The sequence below is a fragment of the Bradyrhizobium sp. HKCCYLS3077 genome (assembly GCF_051167555.1).
In the GTDB taxonomy this organism is placed as follows: domain Bacteria; phylum Pseudomonadota; class Alphaproteobacteria; order Rhizobiales; family Xanthobacteraceae; genus Bradyrhizobium.
On sequence record NZ_JBNPTH010000001.1, the window covers coordinates 1195932 to 1220172 of the forward strand.

The 24241-nt window shown below is 66.3% G+C and carries 24 protein-coding genes and 1 riboswitch; of the genes, 14 read left to right on the forward strand and 10 right to left on the reverse strand.

What is annotated here, in order from left to right:
* The first annotated feature begins 55 nt into the window (after positions 1 to 55).
* Genes ACQR0Z_RS05295 through ACQR0Z_RS05315 form a run of 5 tightly spaced genes read left to right on the forward strand, consistent with a single transcriptional unit; the run spans position 56 to position 4704 of the window.
* Positions 56 to 877 (forward strand): ABC transporter ATP-binding protein, encoded by an 822-nt coding sequence (locus ACQR0Z_RS05295; protein ID WP_434879615.1) that lies wholly within the window; start codon positions 56 to 58, stop codon positions 875 to 877.
* A complete protein-coding gene (locus ACQR0Z_RS05300; RefSeq protein ID WP_434879614.1) occupies positions 870 to 1709 on the forward strand; it encodes an ABC transporter permease in 840 nt (279 codons plus the stop codon). Before ACQR0Z_RS05295 ends, ACQR0Z_RS05300 begins: the two co-directional genes overlap by 8 nt.
* Positions 1710 to 1726: 17 nt before the next feature.
* The gene (locus ACQR0Z_RS05305; protein ID WP_434879613.1) at positions 1727 to 2797 is read left to right on the forward strand and encodes an ABC transporter substrate-binding protein; all 1071 of its coding nucleotides are present in this window, start codon (positions 1727 to 1729) and stop codon (positions 2795 to 2797) included.
* The gene (locus tag ACQR0Z_RS05310; RefSeq protein WP_434859857.1) at positions 2794 to 3501 is read left to right on the forward strand and encodes an SDR family NAD(P)-dependent oxidoreductase; all 708 of its coding nucleotides are present in this window, start codon (positions 2794 to 2796) and stop codon (positions 3499 to 3501) included. Before ACQR0Z_RS05305 ends, ACQR0Z_RS05310 begins: the two co-directional genes overlap by 4 nt.
* Positions 3502 to 3534: 33 nt before the next feature.
* Positions 3535 to 4704 (forward strand): mandelate racemase/muconate lactonizing enzyme family protein, encoded by a 1170-nt coding sequence (locus ACQR0Z_RS05315; protein ID WP_434879612.1) that lies wholly within the window; start codon positions 3535 to 3537, stop codon positions 4702 to 4704.
* 987 nt (positions 4705 to 5691) lie between these two features.
* On the opposite strand, the gene ACQR0Z_RS05320 is transcribed toward ACQR0Z_RS05315, so the two are convergent.
* Positions 5692 to 6072 carry a response regulator gene (locus tag ACQR0Z_RS05320; protein WP_434859859.1) on the reverse strand — a complete coding sequence of 127 codons (381 nt, stop codon included), beginning with the start codon at positions 6070 to 6072 and terminating at the stop codon, positions 5692 to 5694.
* A gap of 54 nt (positions 6073 to 6126) precedes the next feature.
* Positions 6127 to 6975, reverse strand: a complete 849-nt coding sequence (locus tag ACQR0Z_RS05325) for an MJ0042-type zinc finger domain-containing protein (RefSeq protein ID WP_434917891.1) — start codon at positions 6973 to 6975, stop codon at positions 6127 to 6129.
* A gap of 215 nt (positions 6976 to 7190) precedes the next feature.
* On the opposite strand from ACQR0Z_RS05325, the gene ftsE reads away from it, so the two are divergent.
* From ftsE to ACQR0Z_RS05345, 4 genes are all read left to right on the forward strand, one after another.
* Entirely contained in the window at positions 7191 to 7850 is a 660-nt protein-coding gene (ftsE, locus tag ACQR0Z_RS05330) for a cell division ATP-binding protein FtsE (protein WP_008962119.1), read from the forward strand.
* A complete protein-coding gene (locus tag ACQR0Z_RS05335) occupies positions 7843 to 8811 on the forward strand; it encodes a cell division protein FtsX (RefSeq protein WP_434917892.1) in 969 nt (322 codons plus the stop codon). The genes ftsE and ACQR0Z_RS05335 overlap by 8 nt, the downstream gene beginning before the upstream one ends.
* A gap of 252 nt (positions 8812 to 9063) precedes the next feature.
* The gene (locus ACQR0Z_RS05340) at positions 9064 to 9777 is read left to right on the forward strand and encodes a YdcF family protein (protein ID WP_434859862.1); all 714 of its coding nucleotides are present in this window, start codon (positions 9064 to 9066) and stop codon (positions 9775 to 9777) included.
* Between the two features lie 12 nt (positions 9778 to 9789).
* On the forward strand, positions 9790 to 10557 hold the full coding sequence (locus ACQR0Z_RS05345) for a lysophospholipid acyltransferase family protein (RefSeq protein WP_434917893.1): 768 nt from the start codon (positions 9790 to 9792) through the stop codon (positions 10555 to 10557).
* A 6-nt stretch (positions 10558 to 10563) separates the two neighbouring features.
* Here the strand turns inward: ACQR0Z_RS05345 and ACQR0Z_RS05350 are convergent, their stop codons facing one another.
* Complete coding sequence (locus ACQR0Z_RS05350; RefSeq protein ID WP_434917894.1) at positions 10564 to 11163, reverse strand: gamma-glutamylcyclotransferase; 600 nt, start codon at positions 11161 to 11163, stop codon at positions 10564 to 10566.
* A 99-nt stretch (positions 11164 to 11262) separates the two neighbouring features.
* On the opposite strand from ACQR0Z_RS05350, the gene ACQR0Z_RS05355 reads away from it, so the two are divergent.
* A complete protein-coding gene (locus tag ACQR0Z_RS05355; RefSeq protein ID WP_434917895.1) occupies positions 11263 to 12447 on the forward strand; it encodes a DUF2125 domain-containing protein in 1185 nt (394 codons plus the stop codon).
* Positions 12448 to 12449: 2 nt separating this feature from the next.
* Here ACQR0Z_RS05355 and ACQR0Z_RS05360 read toward each other — a convergent pair whose 3' ends face one another.
* Genes ACQR0Z_RS05360 through ACQR0Z_RS05370 form a run of 3 tightly spaced genes read right to left on the reverse strand, consistent with a single transcriptional unit; the run spans position 12450 to position 15352 of the window.
* A complete protein-coding gene (locus ACQR0Z_RS05360; protein ID WP_434917896.1) occupies positions 12450 to 13385 on the reverse strand; it encodes a prephenate/arogenate dehydrogenase family protein in 936 nt (311 codons plus the stop codon).
* On the reverse strand, positions 13382 to 14479 hold the full coding sequence (hisC, locus tag ACQR0Z_RS05365) for a histidinol-phosphate transaminase (protein WP_434918029.1): 1098 nt from the start codon (positions 14477 to 14479) through the stop codon (positions 13382 to 13384). Before hisC ends, ACQR0Z_RS05360 begins: the two co-directional genes overlap by 4 nt.
* A 39-nt stretch (positions 14480 to 14518) precedes the next feature.
* Entirely contained in the window at positions 14519 to 15352 is an 834-nt protein-coding gene (locus ACQR0Z_RS05370; RefSeq protein WP_434859868.1) for a chorismate mutase, read from the reverse strand.
* Between the two features lie 174 nt (positions 15353 to 15526).
* Positions 15527 to 15606: riboswitch (SAM riboswitch) on the forward strand.
* Positions 15607 to 15697: 91 nt separating this feature from the next.
* On the opposite strand from ACQR0Z_RS05370, the gene metX reads away from it, so the two are divergent.
* The 3 genes from metX to ACQR0Z_RS05385 all read left to right on the forward strand — a co-directional run bounded on the left by metX (position 15698) and on the right by ACQR0Z_RS05385 (position 18146).
* The gene (gene metX / locus ACQR0Z_RS05375) at positions 15698 to 16912 is read left to right on the forward strand and encodes a homoserine O-acetyltransferase MetX (RefSeq protein WP_434917897.1); all 1215 of its coding nucleotides are present in this window, start codon (positions 15698 to 15700) and stop codon (positions 16910 to 16912) included.
* A 3-nt stretch (positions 16913 to 16915) separates the two neighbouring features.
* Positions 16916 to 17578 carry a methionine biosynthesis protein MetW gene (gene metW / locus ACQR0Z_RS05380; protein WP_434917898.1) on the forward strand — a complete coding sequence of 221 codons (663 nt, stop codon included), beginning with the start codon at positions 16916 to 16918 and terminating at the stop codon, positions 17576 to 17578.
* A 277-nt stretch (positions 17579 to 17855) separates the two neighbouring features.
* Positions 17856 to 18146, forward strand: coding sequence for a GIY-YIG nuclease family protein (locus ACQR0Z_RS05385; RefSeq protein WP_434859871.1), 291 nt, complete (start codon positions 17856 to 17858; stop codon positions 18144 to 18146).
* A gap of 676 nt (positions 18147 to 18822) precedes the next feature.
* Here ACQR0Z_RS05385 and ACQR0Z_RS05390 read toward each other — a convergent pair.
* The 4 genes from ACQR0Z_RS05390 to ACQR0Z_RS05405 form a co-directional block, all read right to left on the reverse strand.
* On the reverse strand, positions 18823 to 20850 hold the full coding sequence (locus ACQR0Z_RS05390; RefSeq protein ID WP_434917899.1) for a S8 family peptidase: 2028 nt from the start codon (positions 20848 to 20850) through the stop codon (positions 18823 to 18825).
* A gap of 47 nt (positions 20851 to 20897) precedes the next feature.
* A complete protein-coding gene (locus ACQR0Z_RS05395; RefSeq protein ID WP_434879603.1) occupies positions 20898 to 21128 on the reverse strand; it encodes a hypothetical protein in 231 nt (76 codons plus the stop codon).
* Positions 21129 to 21241: 113 nt separating this feature from the next.
* The gene (locus ACQR0Z_RS05400; protein ID WP_434917900.1) at positions 21242 to 22369 is read right to left on the reverse strand and encodes a hypothetical protein; all 1128 of its coding nucleotides are present in this window, start codon (positions 22367 to 22369) and stop codon (positions 21242 to 21244) included.
* 178 nt (positions 22370 to 22547) lie between these two features.
* On the reverse strand, positions 22548 to 23279 hold the full coding sequence (locus ACQR0Z_RS05405; protein WP_434917901.1) for an AfsR/SARP family transcriptional regulator: 732 nt from the start codon (positions 23277 to 23279) through the stop codon (positions 22548 to 22550).
* 384 nt (positions 23280 to 23663) lie between these two features.
* Here ACQR0Z_RS05405 and ACQR0Z_RS05410 point away from each other — a divergent pair, with 384 nt between their 5' ends.
* On the forward strand, positions 23664 to 24083 hold the full coding sequence (locus tag ACQR0Z_RS05410) for a secondary thiamine-phosphate synthase enzyme YjbQ (protein ID WP_434917902.1): 420 nt from the start codon (positions 23664 to 23666) through the stop codon (positions 24081 to 24083).
* The last annotated feature ends 158 nt before the right edge of the window (positions 24084 to 24241 follow it).

Here is a 24241-nt window from a genome sequence, read left to right on the forward strand (position 1 = left end):
GGCCTGACCCGGCTGCCGTGGCCAAATCAACGAACAAGATTCCGGGTGGACGCTCATGCTGATGATGGATGTCGAGACCGCACCCCGGCGCACTGCGCCGGACGACGTGCTGATCGCGATCGACCAGGTCTCGAAGACCTACGTCTCCGCCTCCGGCGCGGCGGTGCATGCGCTGAGCCGCATCTCCCTCGACATCAAGCCGGGCGAATTCGTCTGCGTCGTCGGCCCCTCCGGCTGCGGCAAGAGCACCTTGCTGCGTCTCCTCGCAGGTCTCGACAGCTACAGCGAGGGGCGCCTGCTGCTCGATGGCGAGAAGGTCGCCGGTCCCTCGCGCAAGGTCGGCGTCGTGTTCCAGGCCGCCAATTTGCTGCCGTGGATGACGGTGCGCGATAATGTCGAACTGCCCCTGCGCGTCGGCGGCCAGCATGCGCCAGCCGGCGAGCGCATCGAGCGCCTGCTCGCCGTCACCGGCCTCGGCGATTTCGGCGACAAATACCCTTACGAGCTGTCCGGCGGCATGCAGCAGCGCGCCGGCATCTGCCGCGCGCTCGCGCGGGATCCGGAAATCCTGCTGATGGACGAGCCGTTCGGCGCGCTGGATGCGCTGACGCGCGAGCGGCTGAACCTCGAACTGCAGCGGATCTGGCAGGAGAACCGCAAGACCATCCTGCTGATCACGCACTCGATCTCCGAGGCGATCTTCCTGGCTGACCGCGTCGTCGTGATGTCGGCACGCCCCGGCCGCATCCTCGCCGATCTTCACGTCCCGATCCCGCGGCCCCGGACGTTCGACGACATCGTGCTGCATCCGGACTACGCGCGGCTCGCCAAGGAGGTCCGCGGACTGCTCAATGCCCAGGAGCACGGCCATGACTGATCTCGCCAACATCGCCGCGCCCGCCATGACCCAGCACCCGCCCAAATCACGCCGCCGTCTCAGCCTGGGCTCGCCGATCGCGTGGATCGGTCTCGCCGTGCTGGTCCTGAGCTGGATCGCCGCCGTCAAGCTGCTGAACATCCCGTCCTACATCCTGCCGAAGCCCGAGGCCGTCATCCGTGCGTTGTGGTCCGGCCTTGCCGTCAGCCCGGCGAGCCCGCTCGGCTACTATCTGCCGCTATGGAGCACGCTGAGCAACGCCGCCGCTGGCTGCGCCATCGGTGTCGGTCTCGGCCTCGTGATCGGCTCGCTGATGGCCGAAGTCGAAGCCATCGAGCGCCTCGTGATGCCCTATGCCTTCGCACTGCAGAGCCTGCCGAAGGTGGCAATCGCGCCGCTGATCGTGATCTGGTTCGGTTTTGGCGACGGCTCGAAGATCGCGATCTCGGCGCTGCTGTCGTTCTTCCCGGTACTGATCAACAGCTTTACGGGCTTGCGCGCCGTCGAGCCGGAGCGGATCGACCTGATGCGCTCGCTGTCGGCCTCGCGCTTCGAGACCTATCGCATCGTCAAGCTGCCCAACGCCGCGCCCTTCATTTTCGCCGGCCTCGACATGGCGGTGGTGTACGCGCTGCTCGGCGCCATCGTCGCCGAGTTTCTCGGCGCGCAGCGTGGCATGGGCGTCGTGATCACCCAGGCGCAAGCGGTGTCGGATGTCGCCGGCGTGTTCGCCGCGCTGATCATCCTCGGTGTGCTCGGCATCGTACTGCACGGGATCGTGCGCTGGTGCGAGTCCAAGGTCGTGCATTGGGGTGCGAACAGAAAGAAATAAGAACGGGAGGAACGAACATGGTATCGCGCAGGTCATTCCTGAAGGGCAGCGCCGGCGCGGCGCTGCTGATGAGCAGTGTGCCGGCCGGTCTGATGGCGGCTGACGCCAAGAAGCTCCGCTTCGGCGTCGGGCTCAAGGCGCTCAACGCCACCGTCATCAATTGCGTGATCGGCGAAGCGCTCGGCTACAACGCGCAGGAAGGTTTTTCGCTCGACGTTCAGGCGCTCGGCACCAACGCCAATGTCCAGGTCGCGACCGATCGCGGCACCGTGGCGATCGGCGTGGGCGTGCCCTCGACGGCGCTGCCGCTGCTCGCCAAGGGCGAATGGAGCGGCGCCAAAATGTTCTATCAGTACACTTACCCCTACAAATGGGATATCGCCGTTCCGCCCGGTTCGGCGCTCAAGAGCTATACGGATCTGAAGGGCAGGAAGATCGGCGTCTCCGATTTCGGCGCCACCGAATATCCGGTGACCAAGAACGTGCTGAAGGCGCTCGGTCTCGATCCGGAGAAGGATGTGAGCTTCGTCGCCGTCGGCAACGGCACGCCGGCGGGCGTCGCCCTGCAGCGCGGCGTCATCGATGCGCTCGCCTATTTCGACACCGGCTTCGGCCAGATCGAGGCCGCCGGCATCGAGCTGGCCTATCTGCCACGACCGACCACCATCCCGATGGTCGGCGGCCAGTTCCTGATGGCGATGCCCACAACGTTCGAGAAGGATCGCGATCTCCTGATCGGCTTCGGCCGGTCGGTGTGCAAGGCCTCGCAGTTCCTGATCGCCAATCCCGCCGCCGGCGCCAGGGCGTTCCTCAAGCTCTATCCCGAGACGGCGCCGCGGGGCGCCAGCGAGGACGACGCGGTCAAGGCCGTGCTGCAGTCGATCAGCCGCCGCATCAAGCTCTATACGCCGCCCTATGCCGACACCAAGATGGGCGCGATCAACGAGCAGGAGTTCCGCACGGAAGCCGCGATGAACGGGCTCGACATCAAGGACTACAATGCGCTCTACACCAATGAGCTGATCGAGACGATCAACAATTTCGATGCGGTGAAGGTCAAGGCCGAGGCGGCTACGTACAAGGGATGACGGCAGAGCATCACGACAGCGGCTCCGGTGTTCGCCACGCGGTGGTGACCGGAACCAGTTCGGGCATCGGCCGCGCCATTGCCGAGCACCTGCTGGCCAGCGGCTGGCGCGTGACCGGGATCGATCGCGCGCCGTCGCCGTTCTCGCATGCGGGCTTCGCCGGCTTGCAGGCCGAGCTCGGCGACTCCCATGCGTTGGCTGCGCGACTTGCCGACATCGGCTCGGTGACCGCGCTCGTTCACGCCGCCGGCTACATGCGCGTTGGCCGGCTCGGCGAGCTCGCGCCCGACAATGGCGAGGGCATGTGGCGAGTCCATGTCGGCGCGGCCGAGGCGCTGGCCAATGCGCTGGCTCCCCACATGAGCGACGGCGGCCGCATCGTGCTGATCGGCAGCCGCACCGCCAATGGCGCCGCGGGACGCAGCCAATATGCCGCGACCAAGGCGGCGCTCACGGGCCTCGCGCGCTCCTGGGCGATCGAGCTGGCGCCGCGCCGCATCACCGTCAACGTCATCGCGCCGGCCGCCACCGACACGCCGTTCCTGCGCGATCCCGGCCGCGCCGGCACCGCGCCGGTGCTGCCGCCGATGGGCCGCTTCGTCGATCCCGCGGAAGTCGCCGCGCTGACCGCCTTCCTGCTGTCGGGCGAGGCAGGCGCCATCACCGGACAGAGCATCACCATCTGCGCAGGCGCTTCGCTCTAGGGGCAGCGCGCGACCACGACCAGGAGAAGACCCATGACCATCCGCATCGTCGACGTCCGCGAGGTGACGAAGCCGATCTCATCACCCATCCGCAACGCCTATATCGACTTCACCAAGATGACGTCGAGCCTGGTCGCGGTCATCACCAACGTGGAACGCAACGGGCGACCCGTCGTCGGCTACGGCTTCAACTCCAACGGCCGCTACGGCCAAGGTGGCCTGATCCGCGAGCGGTTTCGCGCACGCCTGCTGGAGGCCGATCCGGCCTCGCTGCTGGATGCGACCAGGGACAACATCGATCCCGACAAGGCCTGGGCGGCGATGATGAGCAACGAGAAGCCCGGCGGTCACGGCGAGCGCTCGGTCGCGGTCGGCACGCTCGACATGGCGATCTGGGACGCGGTCGCCAAGATCGCGGACAAGCCGCTGTTCCGCCTGCTCGCAGAGCGTCACGACCGCAAGGCCGATCCGCGCGTCTTCGTCTACGCCGCCGGCGGCTACTACTATCCCGGCAAGGATCTCTCGGCCCTGCGCCGCGAGATGCGCGGCTATCTCGAGCGCGGCTATAACGTCGTGAAGATGAAGATCGGCGGCGCGCCGATCGACGAGGACCGCCGGCGCATCGAAGCCGTGCTCGAGGAGATCGGCCCGAGCAATCAGCTCGCCGTCGACGCCAATGGCCGCTTCGACCTGGAGACGGCGATCGCCTACGCCAAGATGTTGAGTGACTACCAGCTGTTCTGGTACGAGGAGGCCGGCGATCCGCTCGACTATCATCTGCAGGCGACTCTGGCCGACTTCTATCCCGGCCCGATGGCCACCGGCGAGAACCTGTTCAGCCATCAGGACGCCCGCAACCTGATCCGCTATGGCGGCATGCGCCCGGACCGCGACTGGCTGCAGTTCGACTGCGCGCTGTCCTATGGCCTGTGCGAATATCTGCGCACGCTCGACGTGCTCAAGACCCACGGCTGGTCGCCGTCGCGCTGCATCCCGCATGGCGGCCACCAGATGTCGCTCAACATCGCCGCCGGCCTCGGCCTCGGCGGCAATGAGAGCTATCCCGACCTGTTCCAGCCCTATGGCGGCTTCCCCGACGGGGTGAAGGTGGTCGACGGCCACATCACCATGCCCGATCTCCCCGGCATCGGCTTCGAAGGCAAGTCGGATCTGTATGCGGAGATGCGCGCGCTGAGTGCATGAGGCGCGAATGTCGAGCAACAAACTCGGTGTCGTCCCGGACAAGCGCGCGGTACGCGTGCGCAGATCCGGACCCATATCCCCAGGGGGGAGGTTCGAGGCACGACGGCAGATCGATTTCGCCCAGCCACATCCGCCGCAGCGTATTGGTCCCGGGTCAGCGCCCGTCAACGCTGCGCGTTGCCGAGCTTGCCCGGGACGACACCCGATGTGAGACGCCTGCGAGGAACGTCCACTGAGTTCGTTGCTGCTGATACGCCCGACGGGCAATTTGCTCATGGCTCCCCTGTGCCAATTGCCCGTCGAGCCAGTTTGTCGCACGGCTCAAGCCTTGTGTCGTCGGGCAAATCACCTGCACATTTCCGCGCATCCCGCCTCACTCGGAAGGGGCGTTGCGCGCGATCGTCACGACACGCGAGGCGGGGATGCGATGGCCGCGAGAGCTCGCAGCATGTCTTCATCGATGTGCGGACGAACGGGCGCTTGCGGACGGTCAAGTCGCGTGGTCCTGGCCTCCCGACGCTGAGGTCAAGTGCGCGCTGCTGCGGAGAGCACGGCGTGGACGACGGTGGCCAACAAGCCGGCGCACCGGGGAGATCGCGAAGCAGCCGTCAACCCATCGCGCAGGGAATGCCGGAATGTCGGCTGAACCTGTGGTACCTGCCGCCTGCATTTCTTTCCGCAGGCGGGCCATGGGTGAGGCCTTCACCCGGCATTCCCTGCGCCCTCCGACTTTTGAGGGTGACGATGATCAGCACAGCTCGGGCATGAGATGCCGCGGGGATCGCCTGCGCGCGCCAAGACAAAGGTGTCGTCCCGGAGCAAGCCGCGACGTCGCGAAGCGACGGCGAGGCGCCGACCCGGGACCCATAGCCCAAGTGAGACGTGACTTGCGCGAGATGGAGGACCAGCGTGGTGTTTCAACGACCGCCGGTGATTATCGATCCCGGCGTTCGCCGGGATGACGGCGGAAAATGGGAGTGCAGCGCCTCACGCCTTCGCCGCCTTCGAGGCCAGTGCGTCGGCGACTGCGGTGCGGATGTCGGCGACCGAGAACGGCTTGGTGATCACGTCATGCGCGATGGCGCTGAGATTGGAGGCGCGCTCGCGCTGGTGGGCGAAGCCGGTCATCAAGAGGATCGTCAGATCGGGGAAATCGCGCGCCGCCGACAGCGCCAGCGCGATGCCGTCCATTACGGGCATCTGGATGTCGGTCAGCAGCAGGTCGAAGGCGCCGTTTTCGCGGGTGAGAATGTCGAGCGCCTCGGCGCCGTCCTGCGCCGTGACCGTCTCGTGGCCGTCCATCGCGATCGCGCGGGCGACCAGCGTCCGCATCGAATCCTCGTCGTCGGCGATCAGCACGCGCGACATGTCGTTTCGTCTCCGTCTCGTGGGCCCCGCGGGCGACCCACGAGACCGGAACCATCATGCACTGCCGGCGGCGAGATCGCGCCGATTGAAGAACCGTATATCGATATTGCGGCCTTCGGGAGGGGGCGAGGCCAAGCGCGACTTGAACGTCGTGCGTTCACCGGGTTTGAGCGCGGTCTGCTCGAGCAGCGCGTTCCAGGCATAAATCTCCATGCCCTGCGCGTCGCGCACACTGAACCGAAGCCGGGGCAGGTCTACGGCCTTTTTGGTCATGCTCACGATGGTGCCTTCGATCACCAGCACCGGCTTGCCGTCCACGGTCTCGGTCGCGATCTTCACGTCCTTGAAGGACAGCCCGCGGAGGTTCACATCGAGCCCGACGAGTCTGTAGAACGATGCCGTCTGCGGCAGCAGCCGGACGACGTCCGCCCGCCAGAAGACGAGCGCGATCGCGGCCGCCGCCATGGCGGCGGTGAGCGCTGGCAGTTTGAGCAGCTTCCTGCCCGGAAAATCCGGCAAGGACGGGCGCTTCAGATGTCTGGTAAGGCCGGCGAGGCGCGCGGGCCGGTCTTGCGGCTCGGCTTCGGCGGATGCATCGCTGGGCTCCTCCGCGGCGACATCCTCGGGCCAGCCGGCGGCGATCGGCGGGCTGTCAACCTCCGGCGGCTGTTCGTCGGGTTCCTCCCGGGCCAGGGCCTCCCATTCGTCGGCTGCATCGCGCGGCGCAGGGGCCGCGTCGGCCTCGGCCATCGCCGGCATCGGCGCAGGCGCCTCGACGGCGTCCTCGGGGCGGGCCAGCCAGACCTCCTTGCAACGGGCACAGCGCACGCTGCGGCCCGCCATACCCAGGGTTGCCACGTCGATGGCATAAGACGTCGTACAATGGGGGCAAACGATGAACATCGCGCCTGTTCTCCAAACGGCCATTGCCGCTTTGTTTCCGGCAGTTCGTGCTACAAGGACCCCCATGTGGACGAACTTCGGAACTCAATCGTACGAATGGTACATGGCAACCATTAACGAACCGGAAACCATAACGGGCGCTCAATCGGGCTATCGTACCACCGGGGTTGTGGCGCGCGGGTCGGTTCCGCACGCCGTCCGACGGAGCTGACGCTTTGGTTCGGTTCGAAAATGTTGGGCTGCGCTATGGACTGGGGCCGGAAATCCTCCGCGACCTCACTTTCCAGATTCCGGCCCATTCCTTTCAGTTTCTCACCGGCCCTTCGGGCGCCGGCAAGACGTCGCTGCTCAAGCTCCTGTTTCTGTCGCTGCGGCCGACCCGTGGGCTGGTCAACCTGTTCGGCTATGACATCTCGCTGCTCAGCAAGGAGGAAATCGCCGATCTGCGCAAGCGGATCGGCATCGTGCTGCAGGACTTCCGGCTGCTCGACCACATGACCACCTATGAAAACGTCGCGCTGCCCTTCCGCGTGATGGGGCGCGACGAGTCGAGCTATCGCAAGGAGGTCATCGATCTCCTCAAATGGGTCGGCCTCGGCGAGCGCATGGATGCGCTGCCGCCGATCCTGTCGGGCGGCGAGAAGCAGCGTGCGGCGATCGCGCGCGCCGTCATTTCGCGGCCGCAACTACTGCTCGCGGACGAGCCGACCGGCAACGTCGATCCGACGCTCGGACGCCGGCTGCTGCGGCTGTTCATCGAGTTGAACCGCTCGGGCACGGCGGTGATCATCGCAACCCACGACATCACGCTGATGGACCAGTACGAGGCCCGCCGGCTGGTGCTGCATCAGGGACGGCTGCACATCTATGAGTAGCGTAGACGATCGCGGCCTTCTGGTCGATCTCGGCGATGACCGCCCGCAGCTGCCGGCGCAGGCCCGCATCGTGTCCCCCATCGTGCCGCGTGCCTCGATCGCCGGCCGCGCCCTCGTTGCGGTGGTGGCGATCATGACCTTCCTGGCCTCGATCACCACCGGCGCGGTGCTGCTGGTCAGCGAGTCCGCGGCCGAATGGCAGTCGGAGGTGGCGAGCGAGATCACGGTGCAGGTGCGCCCGCGGACCGGCCGTGATCTGGAGCGCGACACGGCGCTGGTGACGGAAGCGATGCGGGCGCAGTCCGGCATCGTCGAGGTCAGGCCGTTCAGCAAGGACGAGTCGAGCAAGCTGCTGGAGCCGTGGCTCGGCAGCGGCCTGTCGTTCGACGAACTGCCGGTGCCGCGCGTCATCATCGCCCGGGTCCAGCCGGGCACGCCATTCGATCTCGGGGCGCTGCGCACACGGGTTGCGCAGGTCGTGCCGACCGCCAGCGTCGATGATCATCGCGCCTGGATCGAGCGGATGCGGTCGATGACCGGCGCCACGCTGTTCGCCGGCTTCGGCATCCTCCTGCTGGTGATCGCGGCGACCATCATCTCGGTGTCCTTCGCGACCCGCGGCGCCATGGCGGCGAACCGGCCGATCGTCGAGGTGCTGCATTTCGTCGGCGCGGGCGACCGCTACATCGCCAATCATTTCCTGCGTCATTTCCTTCAGCTCGGCCTAGAAGGCGGCGTGATCGGCGGCGGGTTGGCGATGCTCGGCTTCGGCTTCTCGGAGTCGATCGCAAACTGGTTCTCCGGCACGCCGGTCGGGGATCAGTTCGCCGCGCTGCTCGGAACGTTCTCGCTGCGGCCCATCGGTTATGTGGTGATCGCGCTGCAGGCGATCGTAATCGCGGCGGTGACGGGCTGGGCCGCGCGCCGCACCCTGTTCACGACATTGGCGAGCATCGATTGACGGTGGTCTGTCCCCAGCCGTTTGGTTGCGGATTTCACTCCGCCCGAAAACCGCCTAAAATCGTTTGCGTCGGGTGAGGCAGGACAGGGGTGAGCGGGGTCACGAACACGGGCACGGTCGTGCGCCAGGATGGCGGCGAGCGAACGTGATCGGGGGACCGGCGAAACCTGCCAGCGCTCCCGGACTTGAACGACGGGATCGCGCGACGGCATGGCGTCGCGCACCAGCAGCCAAGGACGATCCAGGCACGGCATGGGGCCAGAGACCGACGATAGCAGACGCAAGCTGCCGCTCTATGTGGTGGCGGGGCGCGCGCTTGCCGGCGCCGTGGCGACGCTGGGACTCGGTTTCTTCGTCGCCGCCGTCGGCTTCGTCGGCTTCCTGTCGCAGCTGCGCGGCGCCGAGATCAAGCCCGAGCGCAAGGCGGACGGCATCGTGGTCTTGACCGGCGGCTCGTCCCGCGTGTCGGACGCGGTGGAACTTCTCGCCGGTGGCTACGGCCGCAGGCTGCTGATCTCCGGCGTTCATCCGACCAATGATGCGAATGACATCACCAGGTCGCTGCCGGAGGCGCGGTCGTTCATCAATTGCTGCGTCGATCTCGACTATTCGGCGATCAATACCCGCAGCAACGCCGCCCAGACGCGGCGCTGGGCCGGCGAGCGCGGCTTCAAGTCGCTGATCGTGGTGACGTCGAACTATCACATGCCGCGCGCCATCGTGGAGCTGTCGCACGCGATGCCGAGCATGGATCTCATTCCCTATGCCGTCGTCGGCGAGAAATGGCGCGACGAGCCGTGGTGGACCAGCGCGCCGACGCTCAGGCTGCTGCTGTCCGAATATGCCAAATATGTCGCCGCAGAGGTGCGGCTGCGACTTGCCGATCTCGGTATCGATCTCGTGCCCGAGGCCGAGCCGCCGACGGGCTCGGTGCCGCGCCGGCCGGCGACGGCGCAAGCCAATTGAACTGGGTTTCTGATGGTCTCGATCTTCCTGCGTTCGCTCCTGTTCAACATCCTGTTCTATCCGAACTTCGTATTCTGGGCGCTGGTCGCGCTGCCGACGCTCGCGATGCCGCGCAAGGCGCTGCTGCGCGTGGCGAACTGGTGGGGCCAGAGCAACATCCTGTTGATGCGTGCCATCTGCAACATCCGCGTCGAGTATCGCGGCGTCGAGAAGATCCCGAAGGGGCCGCTGATCGTCGCCGCCAAGCACCAGTCGATGTGGGAGACGATCTCGCTGCTGCACTTCTTCGACGCGCCGTTCTTCGTGCTGAAGCGCGAGCTGCTGCGGATTCCCTTGTTCGGGCAGTATCTGCTCAAGGCGAACATGATCGCCATCGACCGCAGCTCCGGCGCCCGCGCCTTGAAGCAGGTGATGCGGCGGGCTGCGGAAGAGGTGAAGTATGGCCGGCAGTTCGTGATCTTTCCGGAGGGCACGCGGCGCCCGGCGGGCGCGCCGCCGGACTACAAGGGCGGCGTCGGCCTGATCTACACGGATTGCGGCGTGCCTTGCCTGCCGGTGGCGCTGAACTCGGGTCTGTTCTGGCCGCGCCGCACGTTCCTCCGCTATCCCGGCACGCTGGTGGTGGAGTTTCTCGATCCGCTGCCGCCGGGCCTGCCGCGCGACGAGTTCATGACGCGCCTCCAAACCATGATCGAGGAGGCGACCGGCCGTCTCGTCGCCGCGGGGCAGGCCGAGCAGGCGCAACTGTTCGGCCGCGTGCCGGCCGAAGTGCAGGCTTGATGCGCGTCACGCCGCGCCTCCGGACGGCAGATGCAGCGAGTGGCCGTCGTCGTGCAACATCGTCGCCAGCCGATGCAACTGCGTGTCGCGAAAACCCTGCGCTTCGATCGCGTGCACGGTCGAGATCACGTAGTCGCGATTGGCGCCGGATTGGCCGTGACCCTGGCGGACATGACGCAGCTGCTCCTGCAGCGACAGCCGGCCGGCATATTGCACATGGCCGCGATCGACCACGTAGACCAGCGCGCTCACCCGCTCGCGCGCGTCGCCTTCGAGCCATACAGAGCGTGTCACCTCGCGGTAGACCGAGGTCACCTGCTCGCGAGCCCGCAAATACGCGATCGTCTCGTCGCGTTTTGTTTCCGCAACCCGGAACGCAATCCCGCGACAGGCCCCGCCGCGATCCAGGCCGAGCACGAGCCCGGGTTTTTCGGGCGTGCCGCGATGGACGAAGGAGTAGACGCACAACGCGCGATGCTCGCCGATCAGCCGTGCCGGCACCTGCTCGACGAAGTCGAAACCGGGACGCCACATCAGCGAGCCATAGCCGAACACCCAGAGGTCACCTTGGGGAAGCTCGCGTGGGGAGAGGGTCATTGCGGACATGACAGCGGACGCCTAAGTGTGGGGCTCGCGAATTGTTAACTTATGTACACAATCCGTGATCGCGGAATCGCCAAAATTGCTGCCCAAAGGGTGTCCTGCATGTCTCGATTGCCACAAGCGCGCCGCAGGCGCCCGCTCTGGGGGCTCTTCATTGCCCCCGTCTTGCTCCTGATCGCCGCCGTCGGCTGGAGCGCCTTCTGGTTCTTCGCTGCTTCGCAGGTCGATGTCCAGGCCGACGCCTGGCGCGCGCGTGAGGCGAAGTCCGGCCGCGTCTATGATTGCGCCAAGCGCTCCGTCGCCGGCTTTCCGTTCCGCCTCGAGGTGCGCTGTTCGGATCCGAGCGTCGCGCTGTTCTCGCAGGCGGCGGGCACGCCGTTGATGAACGCCAAGCTCGACGAGATCCTGGTCGTCGCGCAGGTGTGGGACCCGAAGCGGGTCATCGCCGAGTTCAAGGGACCGGCAAAGATCGCCGATGGCCGCGGCCCGGATTCGTTCGTCGTCAATTGGCAGGTCGGCCAGGCCAGCGTCCGCGGCCTCCCCGGACCGCCGCAGCGTGCCGACCTCGTGTTCGAACAGCCGACCATCGATCGCATCGAGGGCAACGCCGCCGTACCCACAGCGCGTGCCGACCACGCCGAACTGCATGGCCGGCTGGCTGAGGGCACGCCGTCGGATCACCCGGTGCTGGAAACCGCGCTGCAGATTGCCAACGGCAGCATCCAGGGTGGCCATCCGCTGCTCGCCGAATCCTTCAACACGGACATCCAGGCCCGCGTCACCGGGCTGAAGGATTTCCGGCCCAAGCCCTGGCCGGAGCGGTTTCGCGAGATCCAGGCGGCGGGCGGTCATGTCGAGATCGTCCAGTCGCGCATCCAGCAGGGCGAACTACTCGCGGTCGCCTCGGGTACGCTGACCTTGACGGCGAACGGCAATATCGATGGCGAGGTGCAGATGACAGTGGCCGGGATCGAAAAGGTCATCCCGGCGCTCGGCCTCGACAAGATGCTCGACAATGGCGTGCCGCAGGGGACGCTCGACCGCGTCGCGCCCGGCGTGAAGTCGCAGGACGTCAACAATCTGTTGGGCGCGCTCGATCGCGCCATTCCCGGCCTCGGCAAGGTCGTCAAGCAGAACGCCAATGTCGGCGTCGCGTTCGGCATCAATGCGCTCGGCAAGGAAGCCACGCTCGAGGGACGCAAGGCGCGGACCTTCCCGCTGCGCTTCTCCGATGGCGTCGTCGTGCTCGGTCCGTTCAAGGTCGCCCGCGTTCCTCCGCTGTTCTGATCTCAGGGCTTCTTGAGCTGCGGCAGCGGCCGGCCGAAATCCGGCGCCGCCGAATCCTGGCCGATGTCGACGATGCCGCGGCGGATCGCCCGCGTGCGGGTGAAGTGGTCGAACAGCGCCTCGCCATCGCCGCGCCGGATCGCCCGCGTCAGCTTCGACAGATCCTCGGTAAAGGTGCCGAGCATATCGAGCACGGCGTCCTTGTTGCTCAGGAAAATGTCGCGCCACATCGTCGGGTCTGACGCGGCGATGCGGGTGAAGTCGCGGAAGCCGCCGGCGGAGAACTTGATCACCTCGGACTCCGTCACCTGGGCCAGCTCGTCGGCGGTGCCGACGATGGTGTAGGCGATCAGATGCGGCAGATGGCTGGTGATCGCGAGCACGCGGTCATGATGATCCGGCGTCATGATCTCGACCTTGGCGCCGAGCGCCGCCCAGAACGCGCGCAGATGATCGACCGCGCCGGCATCGACGCCGTCGGGCGGCGTCAGGATGCACCAGCGGTTGATGAACAGCTCGGCGAAGCCGGAGTCCGGTCCCGAATTCTCTGTGCCGGCGACCGGATGGGCCGGCACGAAATGAACGTGCGCGGGCAGATGCGGGGCCATGTCGCGGACGATCGCGCCCTTGACCGAGCCGACGTCGGAGACGATGGCGCCGGGCTTGAGATGCGGAGCGATCTCGGCGGCGACCGGACCGCAGGCCCCGACGGGAATGCAGAGGATGACGAGATCGGCATCCCTGACCGCTTCCGCATTGCTCGCGACCACATGATCGACGAGGCCGAGCTCGGCGACGCGCGCCCGCGTCTTCTCCGAGCGCGCCGTGGTGATGATCTCGCCGGCGACGCCTTGCAGCTTGGCCGCGCGCGCGATCGAGCCGCCGATCAGGCCGAAGCCGATCAGCGCCACACGTTCGAAATGCCCTGCGACGCTCACTTCGCCCCCATGAAGTCACGAAGCGCATCGATCACGAGACGGTTGGCTTCCTCGGTGCCGATCGTCATGCGCAAGGCGTTCGGCAGCTTGTAGTTGGCGACCGCGCGCAACACGAGGCCGCGCCGGGTCAGGAATTCGTCCGCCTCGACCGCGGTCTTGCCCTGTTCGGCCGGGAAGTGAATCAGGATGAAGTTGGTGACGCTCGGCGTCACCTTGAGCCCGAGCTTGCCGATCTCCTCGGTGAGCCGGTTGCGCCACGTCTCCGTGTGCGTCTTCGACATCTGCTGATGCGCGGTGTCCTCGATCGCCGCGACGGCCGCGAGCATCGCCGGCGCCGAGACGTTGAACGGCCCGCGAATGCGGTTGATGGCATCGACGATGTGGGCGGGTCCGAACATCCAGCCGACGCGCAGTGCCGCGAGGCCGTGGATCTTGGAGAAGGTGTGGGTCACCACCGTGTTCTCGGTGGTCGCCACCAGCTCGAGGCCGAACTCATAATCGTTGCGCGAGACGTAGTCGGCATAGGCGGCGTCGAGCACCAGCAGGACATGCGCGGGCAGGCCGGCGCGCAGCCGCCTGACCTCGTCGAACGGGATATAGGTGCCGGTCGGATTGTTCGGGTTGGCGAGCCAGACGAGCTTGGTGCGTGGCGTCACCGCGGCGAGGATCGCATCGACGTCGGTGCGGTACTCGGTCTCCGCGGCCACGACGTTCTTGGCGCCGCAGGCCATGGTGGCGATCGGATAGACGAGAAAGCCGTGCGCCGTGGAGATCGCCTCATCACCCTCGCGCAGGAACGTGTGCGCCAGGAGATTGAGGATCTCGTCGGAGCCGGCGCCGCAGACGATGCGGTCGGGATCGAGGCCGTAGGTGCGGCCGATCGCTTCGCGCAGCACCCGCGAGGTGCCTTCCGGATAGTCCTCCAGATGCGTGGCCGCGCTCTTGAAGGCCTCGATGGCCTTCGGCGAGGGGCCGAACGGGGTCTCGTTGGCCGACAGCTTGAACACCTTGCGGCCGGGCTCGGGCTTGGGGCTCTTGCCGGGCGTGTAGGGTGCGATGTCGAGAATGCCGGGGTTCGGCACGGGGCGGTTCATCATCAACTCCGGACAATCATCTCGGGCGCAAGGTTGGCCTCAGCTCGGAACCGTATAGCGTTTCGCATGGCCGCCGACGAGCGCCGCCGAGCGCACAGAGGCGCCCGCCGCGATCAGCGCGGCCTTGATGCTGTCGAGGTTCGACGGCGCCTCGATCGACACCAGCAGAGCGGCGCTGTCGAAGGCGGTATCGGGCACCGCGACGACGTCCGCAAGCGGCGACAGCGCCCGCGACACCTGCGCATTCCAGCCGGAGACGCGGATGCTCCAGGTCTCGACCTCCAGCACCAGTGCGTCGTCGGCGACGCGCGACACCGCGAACACCGGCAGCGCGGCCGGATGGTCGGCACGCTCGATGAAGGGTAGCCGCGCGATGATCTTCGGCGCGCCGACAGGCTCGAGCGTGATCCACCACGGCGTATGGCCCGAGGTCGTCGATACCAGCGCCAGATCACCCTTCGAGCGCGCCACTGCTTCAACCGCCGCCTGGGCGCTGAAATGGGCGACGTAGGGCACGACGAAGCCGAAATGGAACCTCGCGGAGTCGCGCATCGCGGACTCGCCGACGGAGACGTCGGCATGCACCGAGAACGGCGCCTGGACATAGGTGAAAGTCGAGACAATCACCCGCCAGATGCCCTCGACGGTGTCCAGCGGCAGGATGCCGCGATGGCGCTGCACCAGGCGGCGCATCATGTCGGCCTCGCGGGCCGGGCGGAACGCCGAGCCGACCTCCTGGGTCTTCTTGACCTTGATCAGCCGGTCGATGATGTCGGCCCGCTGCATCAGCAAGTGGTGCACCTGCTCGTCGATCGCGTCGATCTCCTTGCGCAGATCGGCGAGCGAGGGCGGTGCGGGCGGCGGGTTCGACATGTCCGGATCACTCTGCGCGGGGGGAACGAGTGCCGTTCTGTCCGATGCGCCGGGCCTGTGCAACAGCAAGTTTACCTTGTGCTGCCTAGGCTTGGCTGGTCTGCAGCCGTGGAAAGTCCGATTGGCGGTCAACCCCAGCTTGCCTTGACGAGGAGCGCCCGCGGGACTAGTTTCTGCTCGTTCCGTGGTCATTTGAGCCGGCCGGCTTGCAGCCACGTTAAAAAACTCGCTAAACAGGCCGGGGACGTTATCGATCCCGGCCGAACCCCAGTTCAGGCCGGGTTTTTCATGGCCTGATATGTCACGTGGTTCGGGAGCCCTTGCCGGAAGGCCGGGGTGAGAGACATGACAGGCCTGACGCCGAAATCCACCTCCGCGCTGCGCAGCGTTGCGCCGGAAGAGCGTTCGCACGAGGTCGACCATCCGAGCTCGCTGGTCGCGCAGTTCGGCGCCGACAAGCCGCTCAAGCTCGATTGCGGCGTCGACCTCTCGCCGTTCCAGATCGCCTACCAGACCTATGGCGAGCTCAACGCCGACAAGTCCAATGCCGTGCTGATCTGCCACGCGCTGACCGGCGACCAGCATGTCGCCAACCGCCATCCGATGACCGGCAAGCCCGGCTGGTGGGAGACCTTGGTCGGCCCCGGACGGCCACTCGATCCCGCGCGCTACTTCATCATCTGCTCGAACGTGATCGGCGGCTGCATGGGCTCGACCGGCCCGGCCTCGCTGAACCCGACGACCGGCAAGGTGTGGGGTCTCGACTTCCCGATCATCACCATTCCCGACATGGTGCGCGCGCAGGCGATGCTGATCGATCATCTCGGCATCGACACCCTGTTCGCCGTGGTCGGCGGCTCGATGGGTGGCATGCAGGCGCTGCAATGGACGGTGGCCTATCCTCACCGCGTGTTCGCGAATCTCGCGATCGCCTGCGCGACGCGGCATTCGGCGCAGAACATCGCCTTCCACGAGCTCGGCCGCCAGGCCGTGATGGCCGATCCGGAATGGGACCACGGCCGCTACGCCGACAAGGCCACGCATCCGCATCGCGGTCTCGCGGTGGCGCGGATGGCCGCGCACATCACCTATCTGTCGGACGCCGCGCTGCATCGCAAGTTCGGCCGCCGCATGCAGGACCGCGAGCTGCCGACGTTCTCGTTCGACGCCGATTTCCAGGTCGAGAGCTATCTGCGCTACCAGGGTTCGTCCTTCGTCGAGCGCTTCGATGCCAACTCCTATCTCTATCTGACGCGGGCGATGGACTATTTCGACATCGCCGCGGATCATGACGGTGTCCTCGCGGCGGCGTTCCGCGGCATCCAGACGCGGTTCTGCGTGGTGTCGTTCACCAGCGACTGGCTGTTTCCGACCTCGGAGTCGCGGGCGCTGGTGCATGCGCTCAACGCGTCCAGCGCGCGGGTGTCGTTCGCCGAGATCGAGACCGACAAGGGGCACGATGCGTTCCTGCTCGACGTGCCCGAGTTCTTCGAGATCGCCAGCGCGTTTCTCGATTCCGCCGGCAAGGCGCGCGGGTTGAAGCCCGCGAACGGAGGCTGAGCCATGAGCCTGCAAGGTGTGCTGCCGCTGGACGGCTTTTCCGGCGGCGAGGTGCTGGCCTATCGCCCCGATCATCTGTTGATCGCCGGCATGGTCGAGCGCGGCTCCAAGGTGCTCGACATCGGCTGCGGCGATGGCGACCTGCTGCAGCTCCTGGAGAGCCGCGGCATCGACGGCCGCGGCATCGAGCTGTCGCGCGAGGGCGTCAACCATTGCGTCGCCAAGGGGCTCGCGGTGGTGCAGGGCGATGCCGACACCGATCTCGTCGACTATCCCGACGACGCCTTCGACTACGTAATCTTGTCGCAGACCCTGCAGGCGACGCGCCGGCCGAAGGCCGTGCTCGAAAATCTGCTGCGCATCGGCCGCCGCGCCATCGTCACCTTCCCGAATTTCGGCTTCTGGCGGCTGCGCCTGCAACTGCTGGTCGGCGGCCACATGCCGCGCACCGACAATCTGCCCTTCACCTGGTACGACACGCCCAACATCCATTTCTGCACCATCAAGGACTTCGTCCAGCTCTGCGACGAGATCGGCGTGAAGATGGAGCGCGCGGTCGCGCTCGACAGCGACGGCCGTCCGCTGCGCGTCGCGATGCCCTGGTGGTTCTGGAACATGTTCGGCGAGCAGGGCGTGTTTCTGCTGAGCCGAGGGGAGCGGCGGTAGGGCGCCATCCGCTGCCCAGCATGCTGTAGACGTTTGTGTCCCGCTCTCTCAACCGTCATGGCGGGCTTGTCCCAGCCATCCACGTCGTGCGGCACCCTGAGAACCACGTGGATGCCCGGGACGGAGCCCGGGCATGACGAGTAACCCAATTGCGACATGGGACGGAGTGGGTGATGGTCGACCTCTCTCCACCGTCATGGCCGGGACTGCGCCCGGGCATGACGAGCAAATCAGTTGCCATATTGCTCGTGACAATGGCTCGTCGTAGTATCCCGCGATGGCGGGTGGCTACGTGTATTTCATGACCAATCGTCCCAATGGCACGATCTATGTCGGCGTGACCAGCAATCTTGTGCAACGCGTCTATCAGCATCGGTGTGGCCTGATCGACGGCTTCACCAAGCGATATGGCTTGAGGCGGCTGGTCTACTTCGAGATCTTCGACGATATCCAAAGCGCCATCCAGCGCGAGCACAACATCAAGCATTGGTCGCGCGCGTGGAAGGTTGGGCTGATCGTTGCAAGCAACCCCGACTGGAACGATCTCTACGATACGATCGTAATGTAGATCGCGGATGCGGAGCGACGTGGATGGCCGGGACAAGCCCGGCCATGACGAGCTTGGGGTTGGCGTTTTTCACTTTTCAAAGAGCCGATGTGGTTGAGACAAGGCATAAACCTCCCGCCGCGCATCCGCGCCCGGGCTCTGCATCAGTCGCCGCCTCTGGAAAACGCAGAGGCGCAGGGAAGGCCGGATGCTGGCCGCACCCATGGCCCGCCTGCGAGAAAAAATGCAGGCGGCAGGTACCACAGGTACGAGCCGGGAACACCCGGCCTTCCCTGCGCGATGGTTTGACGGCTGCTTCGCGTTCTCCCTGGTGCGCCGGGCTTTCTGGCCACCATCCCCACGAGAAGCGAAAGCTTCGCCGTGAGTTGACATCAGCGTCGGGATGTCAGGACCGCGCGACTTGACCGTGCGCATCGGAATTGTTCGTCCACGCGAGCGAACTCACGCGCAACCCGACACGCCCACCGCATCCCACCTCAGCGTTCGTGACGACCGCGATACGCCCCTCTTGCAGTGAGGCGGGACGGGCGAAAATCTGCGCCCGATTTGCCCGACGACGCAAGGGCTCGACGTTGCGACAAACTAACACGACGGGCAGTTGATGCATGAGATCCATGCGCAAACTGCCCGTCGTGCAATCAGGTGAGTCCACAGGTCTTGGCGCGTGTCACGAGGCCTACAGCAATCCGACCTTGTGCATCATGTCGCGGATCTGGGACGGGGTGGGGTCACCGATCGGCGGGCTCTGCGCGCCGGCCGTGGTCGCCGGCCCCCTTGCAACGGGGCTTGATCCGTTCAGCTTCCCGTTCGGCGCCTGCGGCGGGATCGCCGACGGCGCCGCGCCCTGTGTCAGTCCGAGCAGGCGGCGCAGCACGTCGAGCGACGGATCGGCAGAGGGTGCCGTGGTGACGCTGCTCTCGAGTCCGAGCGCGCGTATCGCGTTCGGCAGGCCCGCGCCCGAACGGTTGGGATCGCCGAACTGCAACGGCGTCGCCGTCTCCTTCAGGATCTGGAACAGCCGCTCCACACGCCGTGCGTCGCGGGTCGCGAACGGCCCCTTGAAGTCGGGATGATGCGCGAGCACCAGCGCAGCGAGGCCGGTGACGTGCGGCGTCGCCATCGAGGTGCCGTCCCAGGCGCCGAAGCCGTCCGACGGGAGCGAGGACACGATGCCGACGCCCGGCGCGCAGACATCGATCTCCGGGCCGAAGCAGGAGAACTTCGCCGGGAAATAGCCGTCGCTGCTGCGGAAGCCGTCGAGGGCCTGCTGGGCGTGGAAGCTGTCCTCGGGGAATTCGCCCCACTTGCCCATCGCGGCGACGGACAGGCAGTGCGGCGTCGAGCCGGGAAACTGCACCGGGCCCGATGAGTTGCCTGCGGCGACGATGCAGGCCAGGCCCAACTGCTTGGCGCGCAGGATGCGGTCCTCGATGATCTGCGACGGCTCGCCACCACCGAGACTCATATTGGCGACGTCGATGCCATGCTCCATGCAGTAGTCCAGCGCCTCGACGAGATCGCTGAAGCGGCCGCCTGGGAAGATCCGGCAGACGTGGATTTCGGCCGCCGGAGCGAAGCCGCGAATGCCGCCGCCGGATCCGACCGGACCACCGGCGATGATGCCGGCACAATGCGAGCCATGACCGATGGTGTCGACGGTCCAGGCGGCGGGATCGGTACCGACGATGCTCTTCCCGATGGAGACACCGTGCAGATTGCGGTGCGTCGGCGCCGTGCCGGAGTCGATGATCGCGATCTTGATGCCCGCACCATTATAGGTGAGGGGCAGACGATCGAGCCCCATGGCGCGCTGGCCCCAGCCCAGGATCTGCTGGCCGGGGAAGCCGTTCAGATAGGCGCCCAGCGTCTTAGCGGCGATGCGGTTCACGCTGTCGGGCACCAGTTGCGGACGCTCGAGCCAGAACGTCCAGTAATCCACGCGCGGCTTGATCAGGATGGAGCGGATGGTGTCGGGCGTTTCGCCCTGGATCCGGAGCGTGACGCGGCCGCTGCCGTCGGTGACGCCCTGGACCGGCCACACGCTGCCGAATACATACACTTCCGTCTCGGGCAGGGGACCGCTTTCGCCAATCACTTCGATCGTCGTCGAGAACCCGTCGGCAAGCGGAACGAGAACGCCGGGGTTCGGCAGCGCATGCGGCGCCGGCATCTGCGGCAGCGTCGGATCGAGCATGTAGGTGAGCGGCACGTCGCGCTCGACGGCAAGCCGCGCACCGGCCTGGCTCTTCAGCAACTCGGCCTTGTCGGGCGCCATGCGGGCGAGCACCATCGGACCGAGCGGCGCCTGTCCGGGGTCGGCGCTCTGAAACCCGAACAGCCGCGGCGGCTGGATCGTCTTCACGACGTCGATCTCGGGACTGCCCGTCAATTGCTGGACGATGAAGTCGGCGCTGAATGTGCCGAGCCCCATCTGCTGCCGCGGCGCCAGGATGTACTGCGCCCGCCGCTGCGCCACCGTCGCGACCGCCTGGCCCTTCGGTGGCGCAGCGTTGCCGCTGTCCGCTCGAGCCGTGGCTTGGGGGGCAGGGGACGCCTGGGGTGTCACCGCTGCCGCGGCTTGCGCCGGAGCAGCCGTGTCGGCGGCCGGCTGGTCGCCCGTTGCTGGCTGTGCTCCCGTTCCGTTGACGGCCATGGCCGCCAGATCCTTCTGATCGGAACTATCAGGTTTGTTTCGTGCGGCCATTTGGGGGCTCCCTCATCCTCGTCACATCGTCGGCGACGCAGCGGCGGTCAGCCGGCGTCAAAGGGTTTCAGCGGAGCATTCGGCTCCACCACGATCGTGCGGAAGGTCGATCGGAGATGATCGGCCTGGGTCTTGGTCATGGAGAGGATCACGACATCAGGCGCGACCTGCCCGACGCGCTTGACGCTCGGCTCGCTGCTCAGATGAGCGGCGAGCTGACCGGACTTCACGGGCTCGCCTTGGACGATGAATTCCTGCGGTGCGTTGGGATCCGCCATGTGTCGTTTCCTCCGTGTCAGGTCAGCGGCGGGCGGACGTTGCGTGCGCCCGCCGCTTCGCGCTTCGTCTCCCACGCGCCGATGCCGTGGGCTTCTGCTTCAGATCTGTCGCGCTAGTGCATCGTGCCGGCCTGGCCGTTGCTGAAGGTGCCGAGCGGCTGTCCGAAGGTGGGGGGGCGGTATCCGCCATAGCCGCCCTGTCCCATCTTCTTCAGCACGTTCCAGAAGCCCTGCAGCTCCATGTCGGTCGGCTGTGCGACAGGAGCCGCCTGTGGACCAGCGCTGAAGATGCCGAGGCTGTGGCCGACATCGAGGCCGGTCTGCACGCCCTGTCCGATCTTCTTCAGCACGCTCCAGAAGCTCTGCAGCTCCATGTCGGTCGGCTGTGCGGCAGGAGCCGCCTGTGGACCAGCGCTGAAGATGCCGAGCTTGTGGCCGACGTCGAGGCCGGTCTGCGCGCCCTGGGCGATCTTCTTGAGCACGCTCCAGAAGCCCTGCAGCTCCATGTCCGTCGGCTGCGACGGAGCGGTCGCCTGCGGGCCGGCGCTGAAGATGCCGAGGTTGTGGCCGACATTGAGACCGGTCTGGACGCCCTGTCCGATCTTCTTCAGCACGCTCCAGAAGCTCTGCAGCTCCATGTCGGTCGGCTGCGCGATGGGAGCCGCCTGCGGACCGGCGCTGAAGATGCCGAGGGTGTGGCCGACATTGAGGCCGGTCTGGACGCCCTGGCCGATCTTCTTGAGCACGCTCCAGAAGCCCTGCAGCTCCATGTCGGTCGGCTGCGCCGCAGCGGCCGCCTGCGGATCGGCGCTGAAGATGCCGAGCTTGTGGCCGACATCGAGACCGGTCTGCGCGCCCTGGGCGATCTTCTTCAGCACGCTCCAGAAGCTCTGCAGCTCCATGTCGGTCGGCTGCGCCACCGCTGCGGCCTGCGGATCGGCGCTGAAGATGCCGAGATTGTGGCCGACGTTGAGCCCGGTCTGGACGCCCTGGCCGATCTTCTTCAGCACGCTCCAGAAGCCCTGCAGTTCCATCTCGGACGGCTGTTCCGTGCCGGGTGCGACCGAGAACGGAAGGAACCCGCCGGCGATGCCGCCCGCAACGCTGCCGATGTTGCCGCCGGTCTTGCCGCCGATCACGCGTCCGATCACCTGGCCGGCGATCTTGCCGAGAACGGAGCCGAAAATGCCTTCGGGATTGAGCTGGCTGAAATCCTCAGTCTGCTGCTGCATGCCACTCATGGTGTGTCTCCTCGCTTGTTGCTTGAGCCCGAGCGGCGCGCTGATTCCGCTTCAGGAACCGATGATGCGCGACGTCGATCGAGACCGAGGGTGCGCGTTCAGGCGTGATGCAGGTGTCAAGCGGAGCGTGAATGTGGCGTCAAAATCAGTCGAGCGATGCGCAAGGTCTCACAGACTCTCACACGCGCATCATGCGCCTGATCTCGCGCTGCAGGCTTTCGGTTTCGCTCTCGGGCACCGCGCCGACCTGCCGGCGCAGGATGCTGCGGCAAAAGTCATACTGACGCAGCGCATCGGCCCGGCGGCCCTGCTGCGCGTAGCAGCGCATCAAGGTGCGGTGCACGTCCTCCTGCAGCGGATCTGCGGCGAGGACGCGCAGCGAAAAGCTCGTGGCGATCTCGACGTGCTCGCGGCCGCCGACATCCAGCAGGCCGGCGATGGCCCGTGTCGCCAAGATGCGCAATCGCTGGCGTTCGGCCGACAGCCAGGCTTCGAAGGCGCATGAGGTCGGACTGATGCCGTCGAGCAGCTCACCGCGGAACAGCGCGGCCGCGCGGGCCATCGACTCCAGATCATCCGATCGGAGGAGGTGTTCGAACTCCTGCACGTCGGTGCTGACAGCGTTGGCTGGGACGCGGAGGTCGTCGCGTTCCGTGGCGATGACGGCGCTGCATTGCGGCAGCATCCGCCGCAAGGTCAGCAGCGTCTGCCGCAGATTGGCGCGCGCATTGTCCCCGAAGCGTCCCTCCCAGAGGAGCGCCGCAAGCTTGCCGCGTGAAATGCCGTGCGGAGAGGTGAGGGCGAGATAGCCCAGCAGCGTCGCGGCCTTGCGGCTCGGGATGACGATCTCCTCGCCGGAGAGCTGCCGGATTTCGACACCGCCAAAGAGATTGATACGCAACAGGCCCATTGTCTCTCTCCTCTGAATGGTGACTCGCGTCGATCGGCCTCAGTCCATCAAGTTCGAGCGTCCTCGCGCGATAAGAATGAGCGGCTCTCGGACCAAGCGGGTTCGCACCGTGGTCGCCCAATGGCGAGCCGCCATGTTGATTGTCGTCGAAATGAGATTGGCAATGCAGTTATGTCTTGCTGCATCACGCTAGGTTCAATTTTTGATTGCATTGCGGCGGGCGGTTGCATCGCCCGTTCTTGCGGTGTGCACGCCACCATATTGAGGCTACACATAGACGCCCGCGCGCGGTGTGAGATGTGAGCTGGATTACACTTTGCAGCCCGGCGTCACGCCCGCATCCGTGTCGCAGGGGGACATGGCTAACTGACAGGATCGATCGCGATGAAATCCTTCCGCAAGGAACTCTGGTTCCAGACGCCCGGCCGGCGCGCCTTCATCAACATCACCGGAGATGTCGAGGCGGCCTTGAAGGAGAGCGGCGTGCGCGAGGGGCTGGTGCTGGTCAACGCCATGCACATCACCGCGTCGGTCTTCATCAATGACGATGAGAGCGGGCTGCATCACGACTACGAGCAGTGGCTCGAGAAGCTCGCGCCGCACGAGCCGGTCTCCGGTTATCGCCACAACCGCACCGGCGAGGACAATGCCGACGCGCACCTGAAGCGGCAGGTGATGGGTCGCGAGGTCGTGGTGGCGATCACGCAAGGCAAGCTCGACTTCGGGCCGTGGGAGCAGATCTTCTACGGCGAGTTCGACGGCGGCCGGCGCAAGCGGGCGCTGATCAAGATCATCGGGGAGTAGGGCGATGTCATCAGACCCGGTCGTCATTGCGAGGAGCGCAAGCGACGAAGCAATCCAGGGGCTACGCGTGAGGTCCTTCGGTGTGGCCCCTGGATCGCTTCGCTGCGCTCGCGATGACGGAGGGAGGGCGGCCGCGGCCTCCGCTGTCATGCGTGCGC